This window comes from Microbacterium sp. CIAB417, assembly GCF_022788845.1.
The window spans coordinates 233,379-254,400 of sequence record NZ_JAHZUT010000003.1; the positions used below are offsets into that span (position 1 = coordinate 233,379).

The 21,022-nt window shown below is 69.1% G+C and carries 24 protein-coding genes; 17 read left to right on the top strand and 7 right to left on the bottom strand.

What is annotated here, in order from left to right; genetic code table 11:
* Nucleotides 1-85 precede the first annotated feature (85 nt).
* The 5 genes from KYX17_RS13405 to typA all read left to right on the top strand — a co-directional run bounded on the left by KYX17_RS13405 (nt 86) and on the right by typA (nt 6,151).
* The gene (locus KYX17_RS13405; protein ID WP_243227489.1) at nt 86-1,015 is read left to right on the top strand and encodes an ABC transporter permease; all 930 of its coding nucleotides are present in this window, start codon (nt 86-88) and stop codon (nt 1,013-1,015) included.
* The gene (locus KYX17_RS13410; protein ID WP_243227490.1) at nt 1,005-1,952 is read left to right on the top strand and encodes an ABC transporter permease; all 948 of its coding nucleotides are present in this window, start codon (nt 1,005-1,007) and stop codon (nt 1,950-1,952) included. The genes KYX17_RS13405 and KYX17_RS13410 overlap by 11 nt, the downstream gene beginning before the upstream one ends.
* Nucleotides 1,949-3,619 carry an ABC transporter ATP-binding protein gene (locus KYX17_RS13415; RefSeq protein WP_243227491.1) on the top strand — a complete coding sequence of 557 codons (1,671 nt, stop codon included), beginning with the start codon at nt 1,949-1,951 and terminating at the stop codon, nt 3,617-3,619. Before KYX17_RS13410 ends, KYX17_RS13415 begins: the two co-directional genes overlap by 4 nt.
* 101 nt (nt 3,620-3,720) lie before the next feature.
* Nucleotides 3,721-4,161, top strand: a complete 441-nt coding sequence (locus KYX17_RS13420) for a PH domain-containing protein (protein ID WP_243227492.1) — start codon at nt 3,721-3,723, stop codon at nt 4,159-4,161.
* A 76-nt stretch (nt 4,162-4,237) separates the two neighbouring features.
* On the top strand, nt 4,238-6,151 hold the full coding sequence (gene typA, locus KYX17_RS13425; protein WP_243227493.1) for a translational GTPase TypA: 1,914 nt from the start codon (nt 4,238-4,240) through the stop codon (nt 6,149-6,151).
* A gap of 7 nt (nt 6,152-6,158) precedes the next feature.
* Here the strand turns inward: typA and KYX17_RS13430 are convergent, their stop codons facing one another.
* Nucleotides 6,159-6,707, bottom strand: coding sequence for a helix-turn-helix domain-containing protein (locus tag KYX17_RS13430; RefSeq protein WP_243227494.1), 549 nt, complete (start codon nt 6,705-6,707; stop codon nt 6,159-6,161).
* A 64-nt stretch (nt 6,708-6,771) separates the two neighbouring features.
* Here KYX17_RS13430 and KYX17_RS13435 point away from each other — a divergent pair, with 64 nt between their 5' ends.
* The 7 genes from KYX17_RS13435 to ddaH all read left to right on the top strand — a co-directional run bounded on the left by KYX17_RS13435 (nt 6,772) and on the right by ddaH (nt 11,874).
* Nucleotides 6,772-7,470 carry an AzlC family ABC transporter permease gene (locus KYX17_RS13435; protein ID WP_243227495.1) on the top strand — a complete coding sequence of 233 codons (699 nt, stop codon included), beginning with the start codon at nt 6,772-6,774 and terminating at the stop codon, nt 7,468-7,470.
* The gene (locus KYX17_RS13440) at nt 7,467-7,781 is read left to right on the top strand and encodes an AzlD domain-containing protein (protein ID WP_243227496.1); all 315 of its coding nucleotides are present in this window, start codon (nt 7,467-7,469) and stop codon (nt 7,779-7,781) included. The genes KYX17_RS13435 and KYX17_RS13440 overlap by 4 nt, the downstream gene beginning before the upstream one ends.
* A 34-nt stretch (nt 7,782-7,815) precedes the next feature.
* Entirely contained in the window at nt 7,816-8,193 is a 378-nt protein-coding gene (locus KYX17_RS13445) for a DUF6113 family protein (protein WP_243227497.1), read from the top strand.
* Nucleotides 8,194-8,202: 9 nt separating this feature from the next.
* On the top strand, nt 8,203-8,523 hold the full coding sequence (gene fdxA / locus KYX17_RS13450) for a ferredoxin (protein WP_137417408.1): 321 nt from the start codon (nt 8,203-8,205) through the stop codon (nt 8,521-8,523).
* An 8-nt stretch (nt 8,524-8,531) separates the two neighbouring features.
* Nucleotides 8,532-9,644, top strand: coding sequence for a succinyldiaminopimelate transaminase (gene dapC, locus KYX17_RS13455; protein WP_243227498.1), 1,113 nt, complete (start codon nt 8,532-8,534; stop codon nt 9,642-9,644).
* A 167-nt stretch (nt 9,645-9,811) separates the two neighbouring features.
* Nucleotides 9,812-11,110 (top strand): citrate synthase, encoded by a 1,299-nt coding sequence (locus tag KYX17_RS13460; protein WP_243227499.1) that lies wholly within the window; start codon nt 9,812-9,814, stop codon nt 11,108-11,110.
* A 2-nt stretch (nt 11,111-11,112) separates the two neighbouring features.
* A complete protein-coding gene (gene ddaH / locus KYX17_RS13465) occupies nt 11,113-11,874 on the top strand; it encodes a dimethylargininase (RefSeq protein ID WP_243227500.1) in 762 nt (253 codons plus the stop codon).
* Nucleotides 11,875-11,879: 5 nt separating this feature from the next.
* Here the strand turns inward: ddaH and ppk2 are convergent, their stop codons facing one another.
* Nucleotides 11,880-12,680 (bottom strand): polyphosphate kinase 2, encoded by an 801-nt coding sequence (gene ppk2 / locus KYX17_RS13470; protein WP_243227501.1) that lies wholly within the window; start codon nt 12,678-12,680, stop codon nt 11,880-11,882.
* Nucleotides 12,677-13,615: a 2,3,4,5-tetrahydropyridine-2,6-dicarboxylate N-succinyltransferase gene (gene dapD, locus KYX17_RS13475; RefSeq protein WP_243227502.1), complete on the bottom strand. Its 939-nt coding sequence runs from the start codon at nt 13,613-13,615 to the stop codon at nt 12,677-12,679. Before dapD ends, ppk2 begins: the two co-directional genes overlap by 4 nt.
* 43 nt (nt 13,616-13,658) lie before the next feature.
* On the opposite strand from dapD, the gene dapE reads away from it, so the two are divergent.
* The 3 genes from dapE (at nt 13,659) to KYX17_RS13490 (ending at nt 16,161) form a co-directional block, all read left to right on the top strand.
* Nucleotides 13,659-14,732 carry a succinyl-diaminopimelate desuccinylase gene (dapE, locus tag KYX17_RS13480; RefSeq protein ID WP_243227503.1) on the top strand — a complete coding sequence of 358 codons (1,074 nt, stop codon included), beginning with the start codon at nt 13,659-13,661 and terminating at the stop codon, nt 14,730-14,732.
* Nucleotides 14,717-15,922 carry a hypothetical protein gene (locus tag KYX17_RS13485; RefSeq protein ID WP_243227504.1) on the top strand — a complete coding sequence of 402 codons (1,206 nt, stop codon included), beginning with the start codon at nt 14,717-14,719 and terminating at the stop codon, nt 15,920-15,922. The genes dapE and KYX17_RS13485 overlap by 16 nt, the downstream gene beginning before the upstream one ends.
* A gap of 68 nt (nt 15,923-15,990) precedes the next feature.
* Nucleotides 15,991-16,161 carry a DUF3117 domain-containing protein gene (locus KYX17_RS13490; RefSeq protein ID WP_137417400.1) on the top strand — a complete coding sequence of 57 codons (171 nt, stop codon included), beginning with the start codon at nt 15,991-15,993 and terminating at the stop codon, nt 16,159-16,161.
* Between the two features lie 57 nt (nt 16,162-16,218).
* Here KYX17_RS13490 and KYX17_RS13495 read toward each other — a convergent pair whose 3' ends face one another.
* On the bottom strand, nt 16,219-16,857 hold the full coding sequence (locus KYX17_RS13495) for an O-methyltransferase (protein ID WP_243227505.1): 639 nt from the start codon (nt 16,855-16,857) through the stop codon (nt 16,219-16,221).
* A 71-nt stretch (nt 16,858-16,928) separates the two neighbouring features.
* Between KYX17_RS13495 and KYX17_RS13500 the strand changes: the two genes are divergently transcribed.
* Nucleotides 16,929-17,309: a Sec-independent protein translocase TatB gene (locus KYX17_RS13500; RefSeq protein WP_243227506.1), complete on the top strand. Its 381-nt coding sequence runs from the start codon at nt 16,929-16,931 to the stop codon at nt 17,307-17,309.
* 12 nt (nt 17,310-17,321) lie between these two features.
* Here the strand turns inward: KYX17_RS13500 and KYX17_RS13505 are convergent, their stop codons facing one another.
* Genes KYX17_RS13505 through KYX17_RS13515 form a run of 3 tightly spaced genes read right to left on the bottom strand, consistent with a single transcriptional unit; the run spans nt 17,322 to nt 20,312 of the window.
* The gene (locus tag KYX17_RS13505; protein ID WP_243227507.1) at nt 17,322-18,473 is read right to left on the bottom strand and encodes an Mrp/NBP35 family ATP-binding protein; all 1,152 of its coding nucleotides are present in this window, start codon (nt 18,471-18,473) and stop codon (nt 17,322-17,324) included.
* Nucleotides 18,463-19,062, bottom strand: a complete 600-nt coding sequence (locus KYX17_RS13510; RefSeq protein WP_243228187.1) for a DUF1003 domain-containing protein — start codon at nt 19,060-19,062, stop codon at nt 18,463-18,465. The genes KYX17_RS13505 and KYX17_RS13510 overlap by 11 nt, the downstream gene beginning before the upstream one ends.
* Nucleotides 19,062-20,312, bottom strand: coding sequence for a magnesium transporter MgtE N-terminal domain-containing protein (locus KYX17_RS13515; RefSeq protein ID WP_243227508.1), 1,251 nt, complete (start codon nt 20,310-20,312; stop codon nt 19,062-19,064). The genes KYX17_RS13510 and KYX17_RS13515 overlap by 1 nt, the downstream gene beginning before the upstream one ends.
* Nucleotides 20,313-20,382: 70 nt before the next feature.
* Between KYX17_RS13515 and KYX17_RS13520 the strand changes: the two genes are divergently transcribed.
* On the top strand, nt 20,383-21,009 hold the full coding sequence (locus KYX17_RS13520; protein WP_243227509.1) for a general stress protein: 627 nt from the start codon (nt 20,383-20,385) through the stop codon (nt 21,007-21,009).
* The last annotated feature ends 13 nt before the right edge of the window (nt 21,010-21,022 follow it).

Consider the following 21,022-nt stretch of genomic DNA (forward strand, 5'->3'; position numbering starts at 1 on the left):
CCGCGGGGTGGTGGTCTCTACGGGCGAGCCGATCAGCGCACCGACCGTGCGAGGATCGTCTCGGCCATTTTTCGGAGGGAGAGGGATGCTCGCTTACATCCTCAGACGCATCCTGCAGGTGATCCCCGTGTTCATTGGGTCCACCCTGCTCATCTATTTCCTGGTCTTCGCGATGCCGGGCAACCCGATCCTCGCGCTGTTCGGCGACAAGACGCCGAACCAGGCCGTCATCGACGCGCTCGAGGCTCAGTACCACCTGAACGAGCCGTTCATCGTCCAGTACTTCTACTACCTCCTGGGCATCTTCCAGGGGGATCTCGGCACCACGTTCTCGGGCCAATCGGTCAACGACGTCCTCGCCCGGACGCTGCCTGTCACCGGCCGCCTCGCGGTCATGGCGATCGCCATCGAGTTCTCTCTGGCCATCCTCATCGGCACGATCTCGGCACTGCGCAAGGGCAAGATCTTCGACAACGTCGCGCTGGTCATCTCGCTCATCTTCGTCGCCATCCCGATCTTCGTCCTGGCCTTCGTCGCGCAGTACTTCCTCGCGATCCAGCTCGGCTGGTTCAAGCCGACGGTCGGGTCGCAGAACGACTGGGGTGATCTGTGGCTCCCCGCCCTCGTGCTCGGATTCAGCCTGTTCGCGACCAGCATGCGCCTGATGCGCGGCTCGGTCATCGACACGCTCAACCAGGACTGGGTGCGCACCGCCTACAGCAAGGGTCTTCCGCGCCGGCGCGTCATTCCTGTCCACGTGCTGCGCAACTCCCTCATCCCCGTCATCACCAACTCGGCGACCAACTTCGGCGTCCTGCTGGTGGGTGCCACCGTCACCGAGGCGATCTTCAACGTCCCCGGCGTCGGCAACACGCTCTTCCAGGCGACGCTGCGTCATGAGGGCCCCACGATCGTCTCGTTCGTGACGGTCTTCGTGATCATCTACGTCCTGGTCAACCTGGTGATCGACCTGCTGTACGGTCTGCTCGACCCGAGGATTCGCTATGTCAAGTAACTCCGATCTGCCGACGCACTTCGTCGCAGAGGTCAAGGAGACGGCCATCACCGTCGACGCCGTGCGCGTCGACGAGAAGCCGTCCAGTCTCTGGCGCGACGCCTGGCGCGATCTGCGCAAGCGTCCCACCTTCTGGATCTCGCTCCTGGTGGTCGCCGTGGTGCTGCTGATGGCCATCTGGCCGACGCTCTTCACCCAGACGCCGCCGAACGACAACTGCCAGCTCTCCAACAGCAACGGCGGGCCGCAAGCCGGTCACCCGCTGGGCTTCACCTTCCAGGGCTGCGACATCTACGCACGCATCGTGTGGGGCTCGCGCACCTCGCTGTCGGTGGGTCTGATCTCGACCATCATCGGTTCGACCATCGGCCTCGTCATGGGCGCTCTCGCCGGCTTCTACGGCGGATGGCTCGACTCGCTGCTCTCGCGCGTGGGCGACATGTTCTTCGCGATCCCCTACATCCTGGCCGCTGTGGTCGTCATGAGCGTGTTCGCCGACTACCGCAACGTCTTCACCCTCTCGCTCGCCATCGGCGGTTTCGCCTGGGCCTCGACGGCGCGCGTGGTTCGCGCCGAGGTGCTCAGGGTGCGCCAGGCGGACTTCGTGACTGCCTCGAGGGCGCTGGGACAGAACCGGTTCCAGGTGCTCGTCTCGCATGTCGTGCCCAACGCCATCGCGCCGCTGCTGGTGATCTCCACCCTCAGCCTTGCTGCGGCGATCGTCGCCGAGGCGACCCTGTCGTTCCTCGGTGTCGGACTCGGCTCGAGCGTCATGTCGTGGGGCGCGGACATCAGCGGGGCGCAGTCCTCGCTGCGTGTCGCCCCGATGGCGCTCATCTACCCGTCGATCGCGCTGACGGTCACCGTTCTCGCGTTCATCCTGCTGGGCGAGCTCATCCGCGACGCCCTCGACCCGAGAGCGAGGGCCCGCCGATGAGCGACACCGCCGCCACCCCGTTGCTCAGCATCCGCAACCTCCGCGTCGCCTTCGACACGCAGTCGGGAAGCCGCGAGGTCCTGCACGACGTCAGCCTCGACGTCTTCCCCGGCGAGACCGTCGCCATCGTCGGCGAGTCCGGCTCGGGCAAGTCCACGACCGCCTCCGCCGTCGTGAACCTGCTCCCGGGCACGGGTCACGTCACCCAGGGCAGCATCACCCTGGACGGTCGCGAGCTCACCACGCTGAGCCGCACGCAGTTGGAGCGTCTGCGCGGTCGCGAGATCGGCTATGTCCCGCAGGACCCGATGTCGAACCTCAACCCGGTGTGGTCGATCGGCTTCCAGGTCAAGGAGGCGATCCGTGCGAACGGCATCGCGACCAGCCGCAAGGAGATCACCGAGCGCGCGATCGAGGTCCTCCAGCAGGCAGGACTGGCGGATGCGGCCAAGCGTCTGCATCAGTATCCGCACCAGTTCTCCGGCGGCATGCGTCAGCGCGCCCTCATCGGCATCGGTCTCGCCGCCGACCCGAAGCTGCTGATCGCCGACGAGCCCACCTCTGCGCTGGATGTGACCGTGCAGCGGGTGATTCTCGACCACATGGCCTCCCTCACTCGGGAGAAGGGCACGTCGGTGCTGCTGATCACGCACGACCTGGGCCTCGCGGCCGAGCGTGCGGAGAAGATCGTGGTCATGCAGAACGGCGAGATCGTCGAGTCCGGGCCCAGCCGCGAGATCCTGCAGAACCCCATCCACCCGTACACGCAGCGCCTCGTCGCCGCCGCTCCCTCGCTCGCGTCGCAGCGCATCCAAGCCGTCGCCGAGCGACGCGGCATCGAGACGACCGAGGACATCCAGGACCTCACGCCCGCGATCCGGGTGACGGAGCTGACCAAGGAGTACAAAATCCGCCAGGGTGGCTTCCGCAGCGAAGCCTTCCGCGCGGTGGACGGCGTGTCCTTCGAGATCCCGCGTGGCAAGACGCTGGCCCTGGTCGGCGAATCCGGCTCCGGCAAGTCGACCGTCGCGAAGATGGTGCTCAAGCTCGAAGAGCCCACCGCGGGATCGATCGAGATCGACGGCACCAACATCGAGAAGCTCTCGAACCGGCAGGCCTTCGCGCTGCGTCGCCGGATGCAGCCGGTGTTCCAGGATCCCTACGGCTCGCTCGACCCGCTGCGCAACATCGGCAACACGATCGCGGAGCCGATGGAGATCCACAAGGTCGGCGACAGCGCCTCCCGCCGTAAGCGCGTGCGGGAGCTCCTCGACCAGGTCTCACTCCCGCAGGAGCTGGCGACTCGGTATCCGAACGAGCTCTCCGGCGGTCAGCGTCAGCGCGTGGCCATCGCCCGCGCGCTTGCGCTGAAGCCCGACATCGTCGTCCTCGACGAGGCGGTCTCGGCCCTCGACGTGCTGGTGCAGGACCAGATCCTGCAGCTGCTCGCCGAGCTCCAGTCCGAGCTCGAGCTGACCTACCTCTTCATCACCCACGACCTCGCCGTCGTGCGCGTGGCCGCCGACATGGTCGCGGTCATGGAGAAGGGCCGGATCGTCGAGCAGGGCACGGTCGACGAGATCTTCGCCAACCCCGCCGAGGAGTACACCCGTCGCCTCCTGGATGCCATCCCCGGCGCGACCATCCCGCTCGGAGGCGGCAACTGAACCGCACCGTCTACCGGTCGACGGCGGCGACCGTCGGGATCATCATCTCGGCGGTCGCCGCCGCCTTCCTCCTCGGCGACGCACTGATCCGCGCCGGAATCGTGAGCGCGCTCCTGCTCGCCCCGTGGATCCTGCTCGCGCTGTGGGCGATCTACGTCGGCGTCTTCGCGTCGAGCGTGACCAGCTCCGCCGACGGCCTGCGCGTGCAGAACTTCCTGCGCATCACCCGCATCCCTTTCTCCGCTGTCGCCGACATCCGCATGCGCTATCAGCTCGTGATCGAGACGACCGAGGGGCGCACGATCACCTGCTACGGGGGGCCGGTGTCCGCCCGCAGCGGCTCACGCCGCTCCTCGAGTGACGATCGTCCCGCAACCGGTTCGCGAGACGCCGAGCGCATCATCGACGACTGGCAATCGGCCCTCGAACGCACGGCGGTCCCCGCCCCGGTCCGGCGGATGTGGGACGTCCCGGCACTCGTCTCGTTCACCGCCCTCGTGGTCTGGGCGGGCATCGCCGTGGCGGTAGCGGGAGCCGGCTGACCGCGGTGCAGCCGCCTGCGGTAGACTGAAGGGCCCGGAGTCCCGGGTCACCCTCCCTCACTGCAAGGAAACCTGTATGGCGCGCGCCCTCCGCTCCGATCTGCGTAACGTCGCGATCGTCGCCCACGTCGACCACGGCAAGACGACTCTCGTCGATGCCATGCTCCGTCAGACGGGCTCGTTCGGTGAACACGCGCACGTCGAAGAGCGCGCCATGGACTCCAACGATCTGGAACGTGAGAAGGGCATCACGATCCTCGCCAAGAACACGGCGATCACGTACAACGGCATCCACACCGACACCCCGATCACGATCAACGTGATCGACACCCCGGGTCACGCCGACTTCGGCGGCGAGGTCGAGCGCGGCCTGTCGATGGTCGACGGCGTGGTGCTGCTCGTCGACGCCTCCGAGGGTCCGCTGCCCCAGACACGCTTCGTGCTGCGCAAGGCGCTCGAGGCGAAGCTGCCGGTCATCCTGCTCGTGAACAAGACCGACCGCCCCGATGCGCGCATCGCCGAGGTCGAAGAAGAGGCTCACGACCTTCTGCTGGGTCTGGCCTCCGACCTGCAGGACGACGTGCCCGACCTCGACGTGGACGCTCTGCTGGACGTCCCCGTGGTCTACGCGTCCGGCCGTGCCGGTGCCGCCTCGCGCACGCGCCCCGAGAACGGGTCGCTTCCCGACAACGAAGACCTCGAGCCGCTGTTCGAGGCGATCCTCGAGCACGTGCCGGCGCCGTCCTACGACGACGAGGCGCCGCTGCAGGCGTGGGTCACCAACCTCGACTCCAGCCCGTTCCTCGGCCGCCTGGCTCTCCTGCGCGTCTTCAACGGCACCCTCAAGAAGGGTCAGACCGTCGCCTGGGTCCGCCACGACGGTTCGCACTCGAACGCGCGCGTGACCGAGCTGCTCAAGACGAAGGCTCTCGAGCGCTTCCCGGCCGAGTCCGCCGGTCCCGGCGACATCGTCGCCATCGCCGGCTTCGAAGACATCACGATCGGTGAGACCATCGCCGATCCCGAGGACGTCCGTCCGCTGCCGGCCATCACGGTCGACGACCCGGCGATCTCGATGACGATCGGCACGAACACCTCGCCGCTCATGGGCAAGGTCAAGGGTCACAAGCTCACCGCTCGCATGGTGAAGGACCGTCTCGACCGGGAGCTCATCGGAAACGTCTCGCTCAAGGTCGTCGACATCGGCCGCCCCGACGCCTGGGAGGTGCAGGGACGCGGCGAGCTGGCGCTGGCGATCCTGGTCGAGAACATGCGCCGCGAGGGCTTCGAGCTCACCGTCGGCAAGCCCCAGGTCGTCACCAAGCGCGGCGAGGACGGCAAGCTCAAGGAGCCGTTCGAGCATCTCACCATCGACGCCCCCGAGGAGCACCTCGGCGCGATCACGCAGCTCATGGCCGCTCGCAAGGGCCGCATGGACAACATGACGAACCACGGCACCGGCTGGGTGCGCATGGAGTTCGTCGTGCCCTCGCGCGGACTCATCGGCTTCCGCAGCGAGTTCCTCACCATCACGCGCGGCACCGGTATCGCCAACGCGATCTCCCACGGCTACGACGACTGGGCCGGCTCCATCACGACGCGTCAGAACGGCTCGATCGTCGCCGATCGCCAGGGTGTCGTCACCCCCTTCGCGATGATCGCACTGCAGGAGCGGATGAGCTTCTTCGTGCAGCCGACCGAAGAGGTCTACGAGGGCATGGTCATCGGCGAGAACTCGCGCGCCGACGACATGGACGTCAACATCACGAAGGAGAAGAAGCTGACGAACATGCGTTCGTCGACCTCGGACTCCTTCGAGTCGATGACGCCGCCGCGTGTGCTGACCCTCGAGGAGTCGCTCGAGTTCGCCCGCGACGACGAATGCGTCGAGGTCACCCCCGAGAAGGTGCGTATCCGCAAGGTCGTGCTCGACGCGACCGAGCGCGGCCGCGCCGCATCGCGCCTGAAGCGCCAGGACGCCAACGCCTGAGCGTGACCTAGCGGACTTCGGAGACGAGGACCGCGCTGGTGTCGCGGGTGAGCGCCTCGAAGATGTGAGGCGCATCCCCGCGATACCGCAGGTAGTCGCCCGGCGAGAGCTCGACGGGGGAGTCCGCCGGTCCGGCGGCGGCGCGTCCGGTGATCAGCACGACGTGCTCGATGGTCCCTGTGGCGTGCGGCAGCGACCGCCGCGGATCTCCCGGCTCGGCGCGCAGCAGGTAGAGGTCGCTGCGCGAATGCGGCGACCCGGCCGCGAGCAGCAGCGCACTGTACGGGGAGTCGGCCGCGCGGATGCCCTCGTCCGAACGCGCGCGGATGAGGCGCGGGGTGTCGTCGGGGTCTTCGACGAAGACGGCGAACGGCACGCCGAGCGCGGTCGCGATGGCCCAGAGCGTCTCCACGCTGGGGTTGCCGGCGCCCGACTCGAGTTGTGAAATCGTGGCCTTTCCCACTCCCGCGCGGCGCGCGAGTTCGGAGATGCTCACGCCTGCGCGTTCCCGTTCGCGGCGGAGGGAGCGGGCGATGCGTGGACCTATGGTCTCCATGCGGTCAGTATGACGCACGATTGTTCGGTTTGACGAACGCCTCTCCGCGGGACATCCTGGGGGAATGGAAGAGGATCGCCCGCCCGAGGCCGGCCGTCGCGCGGTGAGGCAGGGGCTCGCGGTCGCTCTGGCGACGAGCGCGTACGGCGTCTCCTTCGGCGCCCTCTCGGTCGCTGCGGGCCTGGATGTCTGGCAGACGTGCGTCCTGAGCCTGCTCATGTTCACGGGCGGTTCGCAGTTCGCCTTCGTCGGCGTGATCGCTGCCGGCGGGATCGCTGCAGCCCCCGCAGCGATCGCCTCAGCGGCACTGCTCGGGGTGCGAAACGTCGCGTACGGCATGCGGTTGTCGCCGCAGTTCGACGGAATCTGGCGCAAGATGGCCGCCGCCGGATTCACGATCGACGAGTCGACGGCCGTCTCGCTCGCCCAGACCGACACGCGCGCCAAAGCGCTGGGCTTCTGGGTCACGGGTATCGGCATCTACATCGGCTGGAACATCTCGACGCTCGCGGGCGCGCTGCTGGGGGATGTGCTGGGCGACCCGCGCGCGTACGGACTGGATGCGGCCGCCGCCGCGGCCTTCCTCGCGCTGCTGTGGCCGCGGCTGGCGGGACGGCAGGCCATCGCTGTCGGCATCGCCGCAGCCGTGGTGGCGACGGTGCTCACCCCCGTGCTCATGCCGGGTGTCCCCGTGCTGATCGCCGCGCTCGTGGCGATCGTGGTCGGATGGGCCGATCGTCCTGCTGCGAAGGCGGCATCATGACGCTGTGGAACGCCGTCCTTCTCGCCGCCGTGATCTGCCTCGCCCTCAAAGCGGTGGGCTACGCCATCCCGACCCGCTTCGTCGAGGCGCCGAGGCCCGCGCGCATCGCCGACCTGCTCACCGTGGCGCTTCTGGGTGCGCTGGTCGCCGTGCAGGCGCTGGGGGCGGGGCAGGCGATCGTCGTCGATGCGCGCGTGCCCGCACTCCTGGTCGCCGGAGGCCTGCTCGCGCTGCGCGCGCCGTTCCTCATCGTGGTCGTCGCGGCGGCCGCGGTCGCAGCCCTGCTTCGGCTCGTGGGCTGGGCTGCCTGAGAAGACTCCTATCCGCGGCGACTAGGATCCCGGGGTGGGCTCGCTTGCATCTCGTATCGCCGCCTGGGCGATCGCTCTCGTCGTGGGGGTCGTCTACGGCGCCGCCGGATCCTTCGCTCATGCGGCAGTGATCGGACCGGTGCCGATCGGGCTCCTCCTCGGGGTGATCGGTGCCGGAGCGCTGCTGATCGCCGTGCGGCTGCTGACGGGGGACAGATGGACGACCCTGGCGGCGGCGCTGGGCGTGATGGTCATCACGTACGTGTTCGCCCAGCCGTCCACAGGCGGGTCCGTGCTGTTCACCGTGGAGCACGAGACGCTCGCGCTGATCTGGATGGGGGCCGTCCCGTTGATCGCCGCCATCGTCGTGGCGTGGCCGCGTGCGCCCCGACCAGCAGTCGAGGCGAACTAGACTGATTCCGTGACGTATGTGATCGCCCTTCCGTGCGTCGATGTCAAGGATCGCGCCTGCATCGACGAATGCCCCGTCGACTGCATCTATGAGGGCGATCGTTCGCTCTACATCCACCCCGATGAGTGCGTGGACTGCGGAGCGTGCGAGCCGGCATGCCCCGTCGAGGCGATCTACTACGAGGACGACCTTCCCGAAGAGTGGCAGGACTACTACAAGGCCAACGTCGAGTTCTTCGACGACATCGGCTCGCCCGGCGGCGCCGCCAAGGTCGGCGTGATCCACAAGGACCACCCGGTCATCGCCGAGTTGCCGCCCCAGGGCGAGTGATCACCTAGATGAGCGTCGCCGACCTCGCCGACTACCCCTGGGACGCCGTCGCACCGTACGCCGAGACCGCGCGTCGACATCCTGACGGCATCGTGGATCTCTCGATCGGCTCTCCCGTGGACCGCACTCCTGCGGTGGTCGAAGCCGCCCTCACGGCAGCGACCGATGCGCACGCCTACCCGCAGACCGTGGGCACGTCGCGGCTGCGCGAGGCGATCGTCGACTGGTACGCCAGGCGCCGCGGTGTCGCGGGTCTGACGCCCTCTCACGTGCTGCCGACCGTCGGTTCGAAGGAGCTCGTCGCGCTGCTTCCGCTGCTGCTCGGGCTCGGCGCGGGCGACACCGTCGTTCATCCGGTTGCGGCGTACCCGACGTACGAGGTCGGCGCACGCCTGGTCGGGGCCACTTCGGTGGCCGCCGACGATCCCGCATCCTGGCCGGAGGGCACCAAGCTCGTCTGGATCAACTCTCCCGGCAACCCGGACGGTCGCGTGTGGAGCGTCGAGGAGCTGCGCCGCGCACGAGAGCGCGCCCGAGAGCTCGGGGCGGTCCTGGCATCCGATGAGTGCTACGCCGAACTGGGGTGGGATGCGCCGTGGGCTGATGCCCCCGTGCCGTCCGTCCTGGATCCCGCCGTGGTCGCCGCGGATCTCTCCGGTGTGCTGTCGGTCTACTCGCTGAGCAAGCAGTCCAACCTCGCGGGGTATCGTGCCGCCTTCCTCGCGGGTGATCCCTCGCTCGTGGCACGGCTGCTGACGGCGCGCAAGCATCTGGGTCTCATGCTGCCGGCTCCCGTGCAGGCCGCGATGGTCGCCGCGCTGACCGACGACGCGCACGTCGCCGCCCAGAAGGCGCGCTACGGCGCCCGGCGCCAGGTGCTGAAGCCCGCCGTCGAGGCCGCCGGTTTCCGCGTCGACCGCAGCGAGGCCGGTCTCTATCTCTGGGTGACACGCGGCGAGGACGCGTGGGACAGCATGGCCGCCCTGGCCGAACTCGGAATTCTCGCGGGTCCCGGGCACTTCTACGGGCCGCACCACCCCCAGCACATCCGGCTCTCCCTCACGGCGTCGGACGAGCGGATCGCCGCGGCTGCGGGGCGCCTCGCCACCCTTGGCTCGTAGCTTTTCTCCTACGAATCTCTCGTTCCTTTGGCGCCAGTCACCGTAGGCCCCGGCCACGGCTAGGCTGTAATCGCAGGGGCGCGCCGACACGTAGCGTGCCCGGGCAGGTCGCCACCGGCGACCGAGGATCCCCACCTTTCGCCGACGATCCATCGCAAGGAGGCGCCGTGACCGAAGCCGGCTCGCAGCAGAAGACCGCACGTCTGACCGTCGCAGATCACACCGCGGAGCTGCCTGTGCTGACGGGCACGGACGGTGCGCCCAGCATCGATGTGTCGTCGCTGACGCGTCAGACCGGGCACACGACCCTCGACTACGGGTTCGTGAACACCGCGGCGACGAAGTCCGCGGTGACCTTCATCGATGGCGACGAAGGCATCCTCCGTTACCGCGGGTATCCGATCGAGCAGCTCGCGAAGAACTCGACCTACCTCGAGGTCGCCTGGCTGCTCATCTACGGCGAGCTGCCCAGTGCGAGCGAGCTCGAGGACTTCGACAACCGCATCCGGCGTCACACGCTGCTGCACGAGGATCTGAAGCGCTTCTTCTCCGCGCTGCCGCACACCGCGCATCCGATGTCAGTGCTGTCGGCTGCCACGGCGGCACTCTCGACGTACTACGAGAACCAGTCGGATCCTCACAATCCCGAGTTCGTCGAACTCAACACGATCCGGATGCTCGCGAAGCTTCCCGTCATCGCGGCTTACGCCCACAAGAAGAGCGTCGGTCAGGCGTTCCTGTACCCCGACAACTCGCTCAGCTTCGTCGACAACTTCCTGAAGCTCAACTTCGGCGTGCTCAGCGAGCAGTACGAGATCAGCCCGGTCATGTCGCGCGCGCTCGAGCGCCTGCTGATCCTGCACGAGGACCACGAGCAGAACGCGTCGACGTCGACCGTGCGCCTCGTGGGATCCACCGGCGCGAACATCTTCTCCTCGGTCTCGGCAGGCATCAACGCCTTGTCCGGGCCGCTGCACGGCGGCGCGAACGAGGCCGTGCTCGACATGCTGGGCCGCATCCGCGACTCCGGCGAGAGCGTGCAGCGCTTCGTCGAGCGGGTCAAGAACAAGGAAGACGGCGTGAAGCTCATGGGCTTCGGGCACCGCGTCTACAAGAACTACGACCCGCGCGCGAAGCTCGTCAAGGAGTCCGCCGACGAGGTGCTCGCCGAACTCGGCGTCAGCGACCCGCTGCTGGATCTCGCCAAGGAGCTGGAGGAGATCGCCCTGCGCGACGACTACTTCATCTCCCGCCGGCTGTACCCCAACGTCGACTTCTACACCGGCGTCATCTACAAGGCGATGGGCTTTCCGACCCGCATGTTCACCGTGCTGTTCGCGATCGGCCGTCTTCCGGGGTGGCTCGCGCACTGGCGCGAGATGAACCAGGACCCGCAGACCAAGATCGGTCGCCCTCAGCAGCTGTACGTGGGCGCTCCCGAGCGCAACTACCCGGGCGTGAGCTGACGATGCCGCGGCTTCTCGTGCGGCCGCCGTCGTCGCGACTGGCCGAGGGGGAGCTCACCCACCTCGAGCGCGTGCCGGTGGATCCGGCGCTCGCGCGAGAGCAGTGGGAGGCGTACGTCGACGTGTTCCGCTCCCGCGGGTGGGAGATCCTGACCGTCGCCGAGGCAGATGAGCAGGCGGACGGGGTGTTCGTCGAGGATGCTGTGGTCGTCTTCGGCGATCTGGCCGTGCTCTGCCGCGCCGGCGCCGACTCACGCCGGGGAGAGCGCCCCACGATCGAAGCCGCGACCGCCCGGACGGGGCTCGAGACCGCGGAGATCGTCGCCCCGGCGACACTCGACGGCGGCGACGTGCTCAAGATCGGCCGCACCGTGTACGTGGGGCTGTCGGCGCGAACGAACGAAGACGCCGTGGGGCAGCTGCGCGCCCTGCTCGAACCGCGCGGCTGGGTGGTGCAGGGTGTCCCCGTGACACGGGTGCTGCACCTGAAGTCCGCGGTGACGGCGCTTCCGGACGGCACCGTGATCGGCTATCCGCCGCTGGTCGACGACCCTGAGGCTTTCCCGGCGTTCCTGCCGGTGCCCGAGGAACATGGCACGGCCGTCGTCGTGCTCGACGAGAACACCGTGCTCATGTCGGCGGACGCCCCCGCATCCGCCGCGCTCTTCCGGGAGAGAGGTCTGGAGGTCGTCACCACCCCCGTGACCGAGTTCGAGAAGCTCGAGGGCTGCGTCACCTGTCTGTCGGTGCGGCTGCGCGACTGACCGCGTCAGCGCTCGAGCGTAGCGGCGTAATCGGGAACCATCGCGTCTGCGCTGCGCGGCGGCCGCTCGTATCCGCGTGAGGCGGGGCGTGCGGGGATCTCCACCGTCTCGTGGGGGACCGGCTGCCACGGGATGCGCTCGAGCAAGTGGTGGATCATGTTGATCCGCCCACGACGCTTGTCCTCGTTGTCGACCTCGTACCAGGGCGCCTCGGGGATGTCGGTGTGCACGAGCATCGCGTCCTTCGCCCGGGAGTAGTCCTCCCACTTCGTGATGGAGAGCACATCGTTCGGGCTCAGCTTCCAGCGCCGCATCGGGTCGCTCGCCCGGGAGCGGAAGCGTGCCTCCTGCTCGACGTCGGACACGCTGAACCAGTACTTCAGAAGGAGGATGCCGTCCTCGACCAGCATCCGCTCGAACAGCGGTGCCTGGTGCAGGAACCGCTGGTACTCCGCCTCGGTGCAGTAGCCCATCACGCGCTCGACGCCGGCGCGGTTGTACCAGGAGCGGTCCATCAGCACGATCTCGCCCGCCGCGGGCAGATGCGCGATGTAGCGCTGGAAGTACCACTGAGACTTCTCACGATCCGTCGGCGTCGGAAGCGCGACGATGCGGCTGACGCGGGGATTCAGATACTCCGACACGCGCTTGATCGTCGAGCCCTTGCCGGCAGCGTCGCGGCCTTCGAAGATCACCACGACGCGCGCGCCGGTCGTCTGCACCCACGCCTGCATGTCGACGAGCTGGGCCTGCAGGCGCGCGAGCTCGCGCTCGTAGAGCTTCTTCGGCAGCCGCGCCGCGCTCATGCGTGCAGCGCCTCGTTGAGGGTGACGCCCACGCCCGCGCGTCGCACGGCCTCGATCGCTCCCGTCACCGAGTTCCTTCGGAACAGGATGCCGTCGCGTTCAGACAGTTCCGCGCCCTTCACGACCGGGCGCGCTCCATCGGCGCCGGGCTGCTCGTCGGCGAGCACGATCTTGGACCCCGCCGTGACGTACAGGCCGGCCTCCACCACGCAGTCGTCGCCGAGCGAGATGCCGATGCCGGCGTTCGCGCCGAGCAGGGTGCGCGAGCCGATCGAGACGCGGTGCGTGCCGCCGCCCGAGAGGGTGCCCATGATCGATGCGCCGCCGCCGATGTCGCTGCCGTCGCCGACCACGACGCCCTGGGAGATACGCCCCTCGACCATCGAGGCGCCCAAGGTCCCCGCGTTGAAGTTGACGAATCCTTCGTGCATCACCGTCGTGCCGGGGGAGAGGTAGGCGCCCAGGCGCACGCGCGAGGCGTCGGCGATGCGCACCCCGGGCGGCGTGACATAGTCGAGCAGCCGCGGGAACTTGTCGAGGCTGTGCAGCTGGATGCCGGCGCGGGTCAGCGCCGGGCGCAGTCGCTCCGCGTCTCGGGGGTGCATGGGCCCCGCGGTCGTCCACGCCACGATCGGCAGATGGCCGAAGATGCCGTCGAGGTTGATCTCGTTCGGAGCCACGAGGCGATGGGAGAGCGCGTGCAGGCGCAGGTAGGCATCGATCGTGGAGGCGGGAGCCGCATCCGCATCGATCGTCAGTTCGACGGGAGCGATCGTGACCCGGCGGCGGGCGTCTTCGCCGGCGTACTCCGCGAGCTCCGCCGCCGAACCGGTCTGGGCCTGGGCCGCCACGGTCGGGAACCACGCGTCGAGAACGGTACCGTCCTCGCTCGTCGTCGCCAGACCCGTGCCCCATACCGTGCGCATCATGCTCATCCCCTCAGGTTATCGGCCCGAACAGCCTCGTTAGACTGAGGCCATGCCCGAGCTGGATCTGTCCGCGTCCGCCGTCGAGCTCACACAGGCGATCTGCGACATCCCGAGCGTTTCCGGGAACGAGGCGACGCTCGCGGATGCCATCGCCGCGGCCCTGGCGCCCCTGTCGCACCTCGAGGTCTTCCGCGACGGCGACACGATCGTCGCCCGCACCCGCCTCGGCAGAGCGCAGCGTGTCGTGATCGCCGGCCACATCGACACGGTCCCCATCAACGACAACCTCCCGACGCGCCTGATCGACGACGAGGGGCAGCCTGCCCTCTGGGGACGCGGCACGGTCGACATGAAGGCGGGCGTCGCCGTCCAGCTCAAGCTCGCCGCCGAGCTCACCGATCCTCGCGTCGACCTCACCTGGATGTGGTACGACCACGAGGAGGTGGACGCCTCCCTCAACGGGCTCGGTCGGGTGGCGCGCCTGCGCCCGGACCTCTTCGAGGCGGACTTCGCGATTCTGGGCGAACCGTCGAACGCTCAGGTCGAGGGGGGCTGCAACGGGACGCTGCGCGTCGTGGCACGCACGCACGGCGTCCGGGCCCACAGCGCTCGGGCCTGGGTGGGGGAGAACGCGATCCACGCCGCCGCCCCGATCCTCACCCGTCTGGCCGCGTACGAGCCGGCGACGATCGACGTCGAGGGACTCGCGTACCGCGAGGGTCTGAACGCCGTCCGCGTGACCGGCGGCGTGGCGGGCAACGTCATCCCCGATCTCTGCGAGGTCGAGATCAACTACCGCTTCGCGCCGAGCAGATCGGTGGCGGAGGCGGAAGCCCACGTGCGCGAGGTGCTCGAAGGCTTCGAGGTCGAGCTGACGGACTCGTCCGCCGGCGCCCGGCCGGGCCTGGATGCCCCCCTCGCACAGGAGTTCGTGCGCGCGGTCGGTGCGCAGCCGCATCCGAAGTACGGCTGGACGGATGTCGCGCGTTTCTCGGCGCTCGGAGTCCCCGCGGTGAACTACGGCCCGGGAGACCCGAGCCTGGCGCACCACGATCAGGAGCGCGTTCCGATCGCGCAGATCGAGGACGTCGAGCGCGGGCTGCGCACGTGGCTCAGCAGCTGACCCGCGTCGGCCGCTGGCCGGTCGCGGTCCGGATCGGGCTCATCTACCTCGCCGCTCGTCTGGTGACGCTCGGGTTCTTCGCCATCGCCTCTTCGCTGTCGTCCCCGGCATCCCGGTTCGGCGTGGACCCCGGCATCGGCAAGCTGCTCATGGGCTGGGACGCGCAGTGGTACTGGGTCGTCGCCGCCAACGGATACCCCTCGCCCCTGCCGCTGACCGAAGCGGGACAGGTGGCCGAGAACGCGTGGGCCTTCCTGCCGCTGTATCCCTGGGTGTCGCAGGGAGTCGGGTTCTTCGTCGGCGGGTGGCAGGTGGCGGGGCCGGTCGTCGCGCTCGTCGCCGGCTACTTCGCAGCGCTCGCGTTCTATCGCCTGATGCGTCGACGTCTGGACCGCTCGACCTCGACCTGGGCGGTCGTCTTCTTCGTGGCGGGACCGCTCGCCGCCCTCTTCCAGATCGCGTACGCGGAGTCGCTGTTCCTCCTGTGGCTGATGCTGGCTCTGGACGCCCTGCTCCGGCGGCGTTACGTATGGCTGTACCTGCTCATCCCGCTCATGGGCTTCACGCGCCCCGGCATCCTCGCCTTCGCCCTCACGCTCGGTCTCGTGGGCATCTGGCGATGGATCCGCCGGCGCGTGGACCCCCTCCCCGTGAGGGAGGTCGTGCACCTGGTGGCCCTCGCCGCTCTGGCGAGCCTCGTCGGCTTCTCCTGGCAGGTGATCGCGGCGGTCGCGACGGGCGATCCTGCCGCATATCTCACCACCGAACTCGCGTGGCGACGCAACTGGATCCCGGATGCGGCCGCACATTTCTTCCCCTTCGACGGCTTCCTCGCCGGCACGGCCTTCTGGGCGCGGCTGTGGGGGTGGCCGCTGTGGCTCGGGTTCGCGCTGCTCGCCGTGATCGTGGTCGTGGTGGCCGCCGTGCTGGTGTTCGCGCCGGGCGTGCGACGGCTCGGGACGGAGATCCGCCTCTGGTCGGCGAGCTACCTGCTGTACCTTCTCGCCGTCTTCTTCCCGCAGTCGAGCACCTTCCGGCTGCTCGTTCCGCTGTCGCCTCTCTGGGGTGCGGTCGCCGTCGGGCGACATCCGGCCTGGCGCATCGGCATGCTCGTCGCGGGACTGGCGGGACAATGGTGGTGGATCTACAACATGTACGCGCTCGGGAACACACTCTGGCAGATCCCCTGAGGACAAGCGTCGGGCGCGCTCTCACGCACGATAAACTGGGAACTCACCATTGACGAAGAGGAGCCACGATGGCAGCCATGAAGCCGAGAACCGGAGACGGGCCGATGGAGGCTGTGAAGGAGGGGCGCCTGATCATCGTTCGTGTTCCGCTCGAGGGCGGCGGGCGTCTTGTGGTGTCGGTCAACGACGCCGAGGCCAAGGAATTGCACGACGTGCTCGCGGGGGTCGTCGGCGCCTGAGCTGTTCACTTCCTACTTCACTGCGGCCGGTCCTTCGGGATCGGCCGCAGTGGCGTGTCAGCGGCTCTCGTCGATGGTCGTGAGCTGCAGGAGTCCTTCGCCGACGATCGACAGCGCGCCGATGACGGCGGGAGAGGACTGCGTCTCCTGGATGAGCGACCGGTAGGCGGTCGTCACGGGATCGCGGCGCACTGGATCGGCGACGGCGCCGCCGGCGAGGATGCGGGGCACGAGCACGAGCCCTCCCGGACGCACCAGGCGCAGGCCGTGCTCCACGTACTCGATCACGCCGTCCGCATCCGCGTCGACGAGCACGATGTCGTAGGAGGCTTCGTTCATGCGCGGCAGGACATCGGAGGCGCGGCCGGTGATGAATCTGGCGCGAGCCGGCGCAATGCGCGCGTCCGAGAACGCGCGACGGGCGGCCTGCAGGTGCTCGGGCTCCTTGTCGATGGTCGTGAGGATGGCCCGCGGCGCCCCGTGCATGAGCCACAGCCCCGACACACCGGCGCCCGTGCCGATCTCGACGATGTTGAGGGCGCGTGAGACCTGGGCGAGCAGTGCGAGCTGCGCCCCGATCGGCGGGCTCACCGGGTCGGCGCCCAGTTCGAGGGCGTGCGTGCGTGCGCGGGCGATCGCGTCGGGTTCGACGGTCGCCTCGCGGGCGAATCGATCGCTCGCGTCGTGTCCGGCCATGGTGTTCCTCCTCGGCAAGCCTACGGTCGCCGATGGGCGGCGGCGGTCAGGCGCGGCGGTAATCTGAAGGCATGGTTTTCGGGCTCACGATCGAGAAGCTGCTGGTGATCGCCGTGATCGCCGCCTTCCTGATCGGACCCGAACGTCTGCCCCGGTATGCGGAGGCCTTGGCGCGGTTCACGAACCGCTCACGCGAGTTTCTGCGCGGTGCGCGCAGCCGCGTGAAGGAGGAGATGGGCCCGGAGTTCGACGAGGTGGACTGGCGCAAGCTCGACCCGCGTCAGTACGACCCGCGACGCATCATCCGCGAGGCGCTGCTCGACGATCCGCCCACGGCGACCGTGCGTGCGGCCGGCGCCGCCGCAGCGGCGACCATGTCGACGACACGTGCCGCGGAGAGCTTCGACCTGGAGTCGGGGGAGCAGCCCCCGTTCGACGACGAGGCGACCTGAGGCCCCAGCGGCTCAGTGCGGGGTCACGGGCAACGGCCTGCCGGAGAGCGGCCTACCGGAGAGCAGGATGCGGTCGGCGACCTGCTGGATGGCGAGCGAGGCGGCGTCGTCCGGGGCGCGGCGCACGACCGGCTCGCCCTCATCCCCGCCGCTGCGCAGTGCGCGGCTGAGCGGAACACGCGCGATCACCTCGACCGTCTCGGCATCCGTGCTCAGTTCCCGCGCGATGCGATCACCGCCGCCCGACCCGAACAGATCGAACGTCGTGCCGTCGGGGAGGGTCATGGCCGTCATGTTCTCGACGACCCCCAGAACGCTCTGCCCCGTCTGCCTGGCGACCAGCCCGCTGCGTGCCGCCACCTCGGACGCGGCCGCCTGCGGAGTGGTGACGACCAGGACGTCGGCGTGCGGGAGCAATTGCCCGATCGAGATGGCGATATCGCCGGTGCCCGGCGGCATGTCGATGAGCAGCACGTCGAGGTCGCCGAAATACACCTCCGTGAGGAACTGCTGGATCGTGCGGTGGAGCATCGGCCCTCGCCACGCGACGGCGCTGCGGGCTGCGCCCTCGGGCAGGAACATGCCGATGGAGACGACTTTCACGTCGAAGGCGACCGGAGGGACGATGAGATCGTCGATCCTGGTGGGTCTCACACTCGCGCCGTCGGCGTCGACGAGTCCCAGCAGCGCCGGGATCGAGAAGCCGTGCACGTCCGCATCCACGACGCCCACGCGTCTGCCGCGATCCGCCAGCGCGACGGCGAGATTGGCGGTGAGCGTCGACTTGCCGACGCCCCCCTTGCCGCTCGTCACGGCGATCACGCGCGTCAGCGACTCAGGGGTGAAGGGGTTGCCGCGCCGGCGGCCGCCGCGCAGACGGGTTGTCAGCGCCTCACGCTCCTCGGGGCTCATGACGCCCAGGACGACCTCGACCGGGGCGTCGCCGACGATGCGCTCGGCGGCGTGGCGCACGTCGCGTTCGATGCGATCGGATGCGGGGCAGCCGACGATCGTGAGGGCCACAGCGACGCGCACGCCGCCGTCGGCGCCCTCGCTGACCTCGCGCAGCATGTCGAGGTCGGCGAGGCTGCGTCTCAGCTCGGGATCGGTGACGGCGCCGACCGCCTCCCGTACTCGGGCGACGCGGTCGGTCTCAGAGTTCACGGGCTTCGCGCTCCGCCTTCTCGCGGCGTTCGGCCCGACGGCGCTTCTCCTCGCGCTCCGCGCGGACCTGTTCCGGCTCCTCACCGGCGCCGTGCGCCTGCAGATCCTCCAGCAGCGCGCGCAGCTCGTCGCGGAGCACCTCGCGCGTGACCGACTCGCTCGAGACATCGGTCAGCGCCATCCGCAACGCGACGATCTCGCGGGCGAGGTACTCGGTGTCGGCGAGGTTGCGCTCCGCGCGCTGACGGTCCTGCTCGATCTGCACCCGGTCGCGGTCGTCCTGTCTGTTCTGCGCGAGCAGGATGAGCGGGGCGGCGTAGGAGGCCTGCAGTGAGAGCACGAGCGTGAGAGCGGTGAAGCCGTTGTCCGAGGAGTCGAAGCGCAGCTCCGGCGGCAGGATGGTGTTCCACGCGAGCCACGCGGCGCAGAACGCGCTCAGCCCCACGAGGAACCAGGGCGTTCCCATGCCGCGGGCGATCACCTCGGTGAAGCGGCCGAAGCGGTCGCGCGACGGCTGACCGGACCGCGACAGCATCCCGCCCCGCCCGCGGGGTGCATCCAGCGCCCCCTTGCGAGGCGATCGGGCCATCATTGCGGCCGTCCTTCCGAGTCACCGGTGCGCCAGTCTTCGGGGAGCAGATAGTCGAGGACATCGTCGACGCTGACGGCGCCGACGAGGCGCTGTGCGGAGTCGACGACGGGAACCGAGACGAGGTTGTAGGTCGCCAGCAGACGCGCGACGACGGCAGCGGAGGCGGTGGCGGGCACGGGCTCGAGCGAATCGTCGAGCAGTGCGCCGAGCCGTTCGTGCGGGGGATAGCGCAGCATCCGCTGGAAATGCACCGTCCCGAGCAGGCGGCCCGTCGGCGTCTCGTAGGGAGGCAGTGTCACGAACACGGCGGCGGCGAGGGCCGGGTGCGTCTCGTGGCGGCGGATGAGCGCGAGCGCCTCGGCGATCGTGTTGTCGGCGGACAGCACGATCGGCTCGGGCGTCATGAGTCCGCCCGCGGTGTCGGGCCCGTACTGCAGGAGGGCGCGCACGTCCTCCGCCTCATCGGGCTCCATGAGCTCGAGCAGCTCCTCGCGCTGCTCGGCCGGCAGCTGGGCGAGCACGTCGGCGGCGTCGTCGGGCTCCATCGCGTCGAGGATGTCGGCCGCGCGCTCGTCGCCGAGAGCCTCGAGGATGTGCACCTGCTCCTCTTCCGGCATCTCCTCCAGCGCGTCGGCGAGGCGGTCGTCGGGAAGCTCCTCCGCGACCTCGAGGAGGCGGTCCTCGGGAAGATCCAGCAGGGTGTTGGCGAGGTCGGCGGCCTTGAGCTCGGCGTAGCTGGCGACCAGCCGTTCCGCGGACTGCGCCTCGCCGCGGGTCTGGCCGTCGTTGACGTCGTGCCAGGAGGCGAAGGTGGTCGCGCCCTTCGCGAACGGCGACGGGCTCGTCTTGGGCTTGCGCAGGAAGAGCTGCGACACGTCCCATTCGCCGAGGCGGTTGCGTTCGATGGCGACATCCTCTATGACGGCCTGACCGGAGCCGTCGCGCAGCGACACCTTGCGCCCGACGAGTTCCGCCAGAACCCGCACCTCGCCGCCGCGCTGCTGGAAGCGGCGCACGTTGATGAGGCCGGTCGTGATTACCTGGCCGGTCTCGATCGAGGTGACCCTCCCGATCGAGACGAAGACATGGCGTCGTCCGGGGATCTCGATGACGAGGCCGATCACGCGGGGAGCGTCGTCGGCGCGGTAGATCACGACGACGTCGCGCACGCGTCCGAGGCGGTCACCGGCGGGATCGAAGACCGCGCATCCGGCCAGACGCGCGACGAAAACCCGCTGTGTGCTCACTCGTCCAGCCTAGCCCCGGGCTCGATGAGCACGCCGGGAGCGCTCCGGCTCGGCGTGGGAAGATGGGGTGATGAGCAACCAGGGTGCACCGTTCTCGCAAGGCTCCGCCGAGACGGGCGAGACCGTCGCCTCGTTCACGCACTACGAGGGGGCGCAGAAGGCCGTGTCCGCTCTCATCGCCGCCGAGGTGCCGGCGAAAGAGATCGCGATCGTCGGTGCGGGTCTGCGCTCGATCGAACGCATCACCGGCCGGCTCGGCTACGCCACGGCCGCCAGGTCGGGCGCGATCAACGGCCTCATGCTCGGCGTGCTCTTCTCGTTCATCTTCGTGCTCGGCTCGCCCTCGGTGCAGATCCAGGCGTTCGTGGGCGTGCTGCTGGTCGGCATCGCGATCGGCATGCTGCTGAACATCCTGATGTTCTCGATCGTGCGCCGTCGGCGCGACTACGCCTCCGTCATGCAGGTCGTCGCGGACCACTACGAGGTGAAGGTCGCGCCCACGAGCGTGCACAAGGCGCGTGCCGCGCTGGGCACAGCGCCGACCGCGGCGCATCCGGCCTCGGCAGCGCCGCGCAGCGACGCTCCGCCGCGTTACGGCGAGCGGATCACGCCCGGTTCTCCGTCGCCCCAGACGCCGCCCGTCGAGCGGCCCGCCACGCCAGGGGCGCAGCCGGGCCAGGACGACGACCGCGCCTGAGCGCGTCGCATCC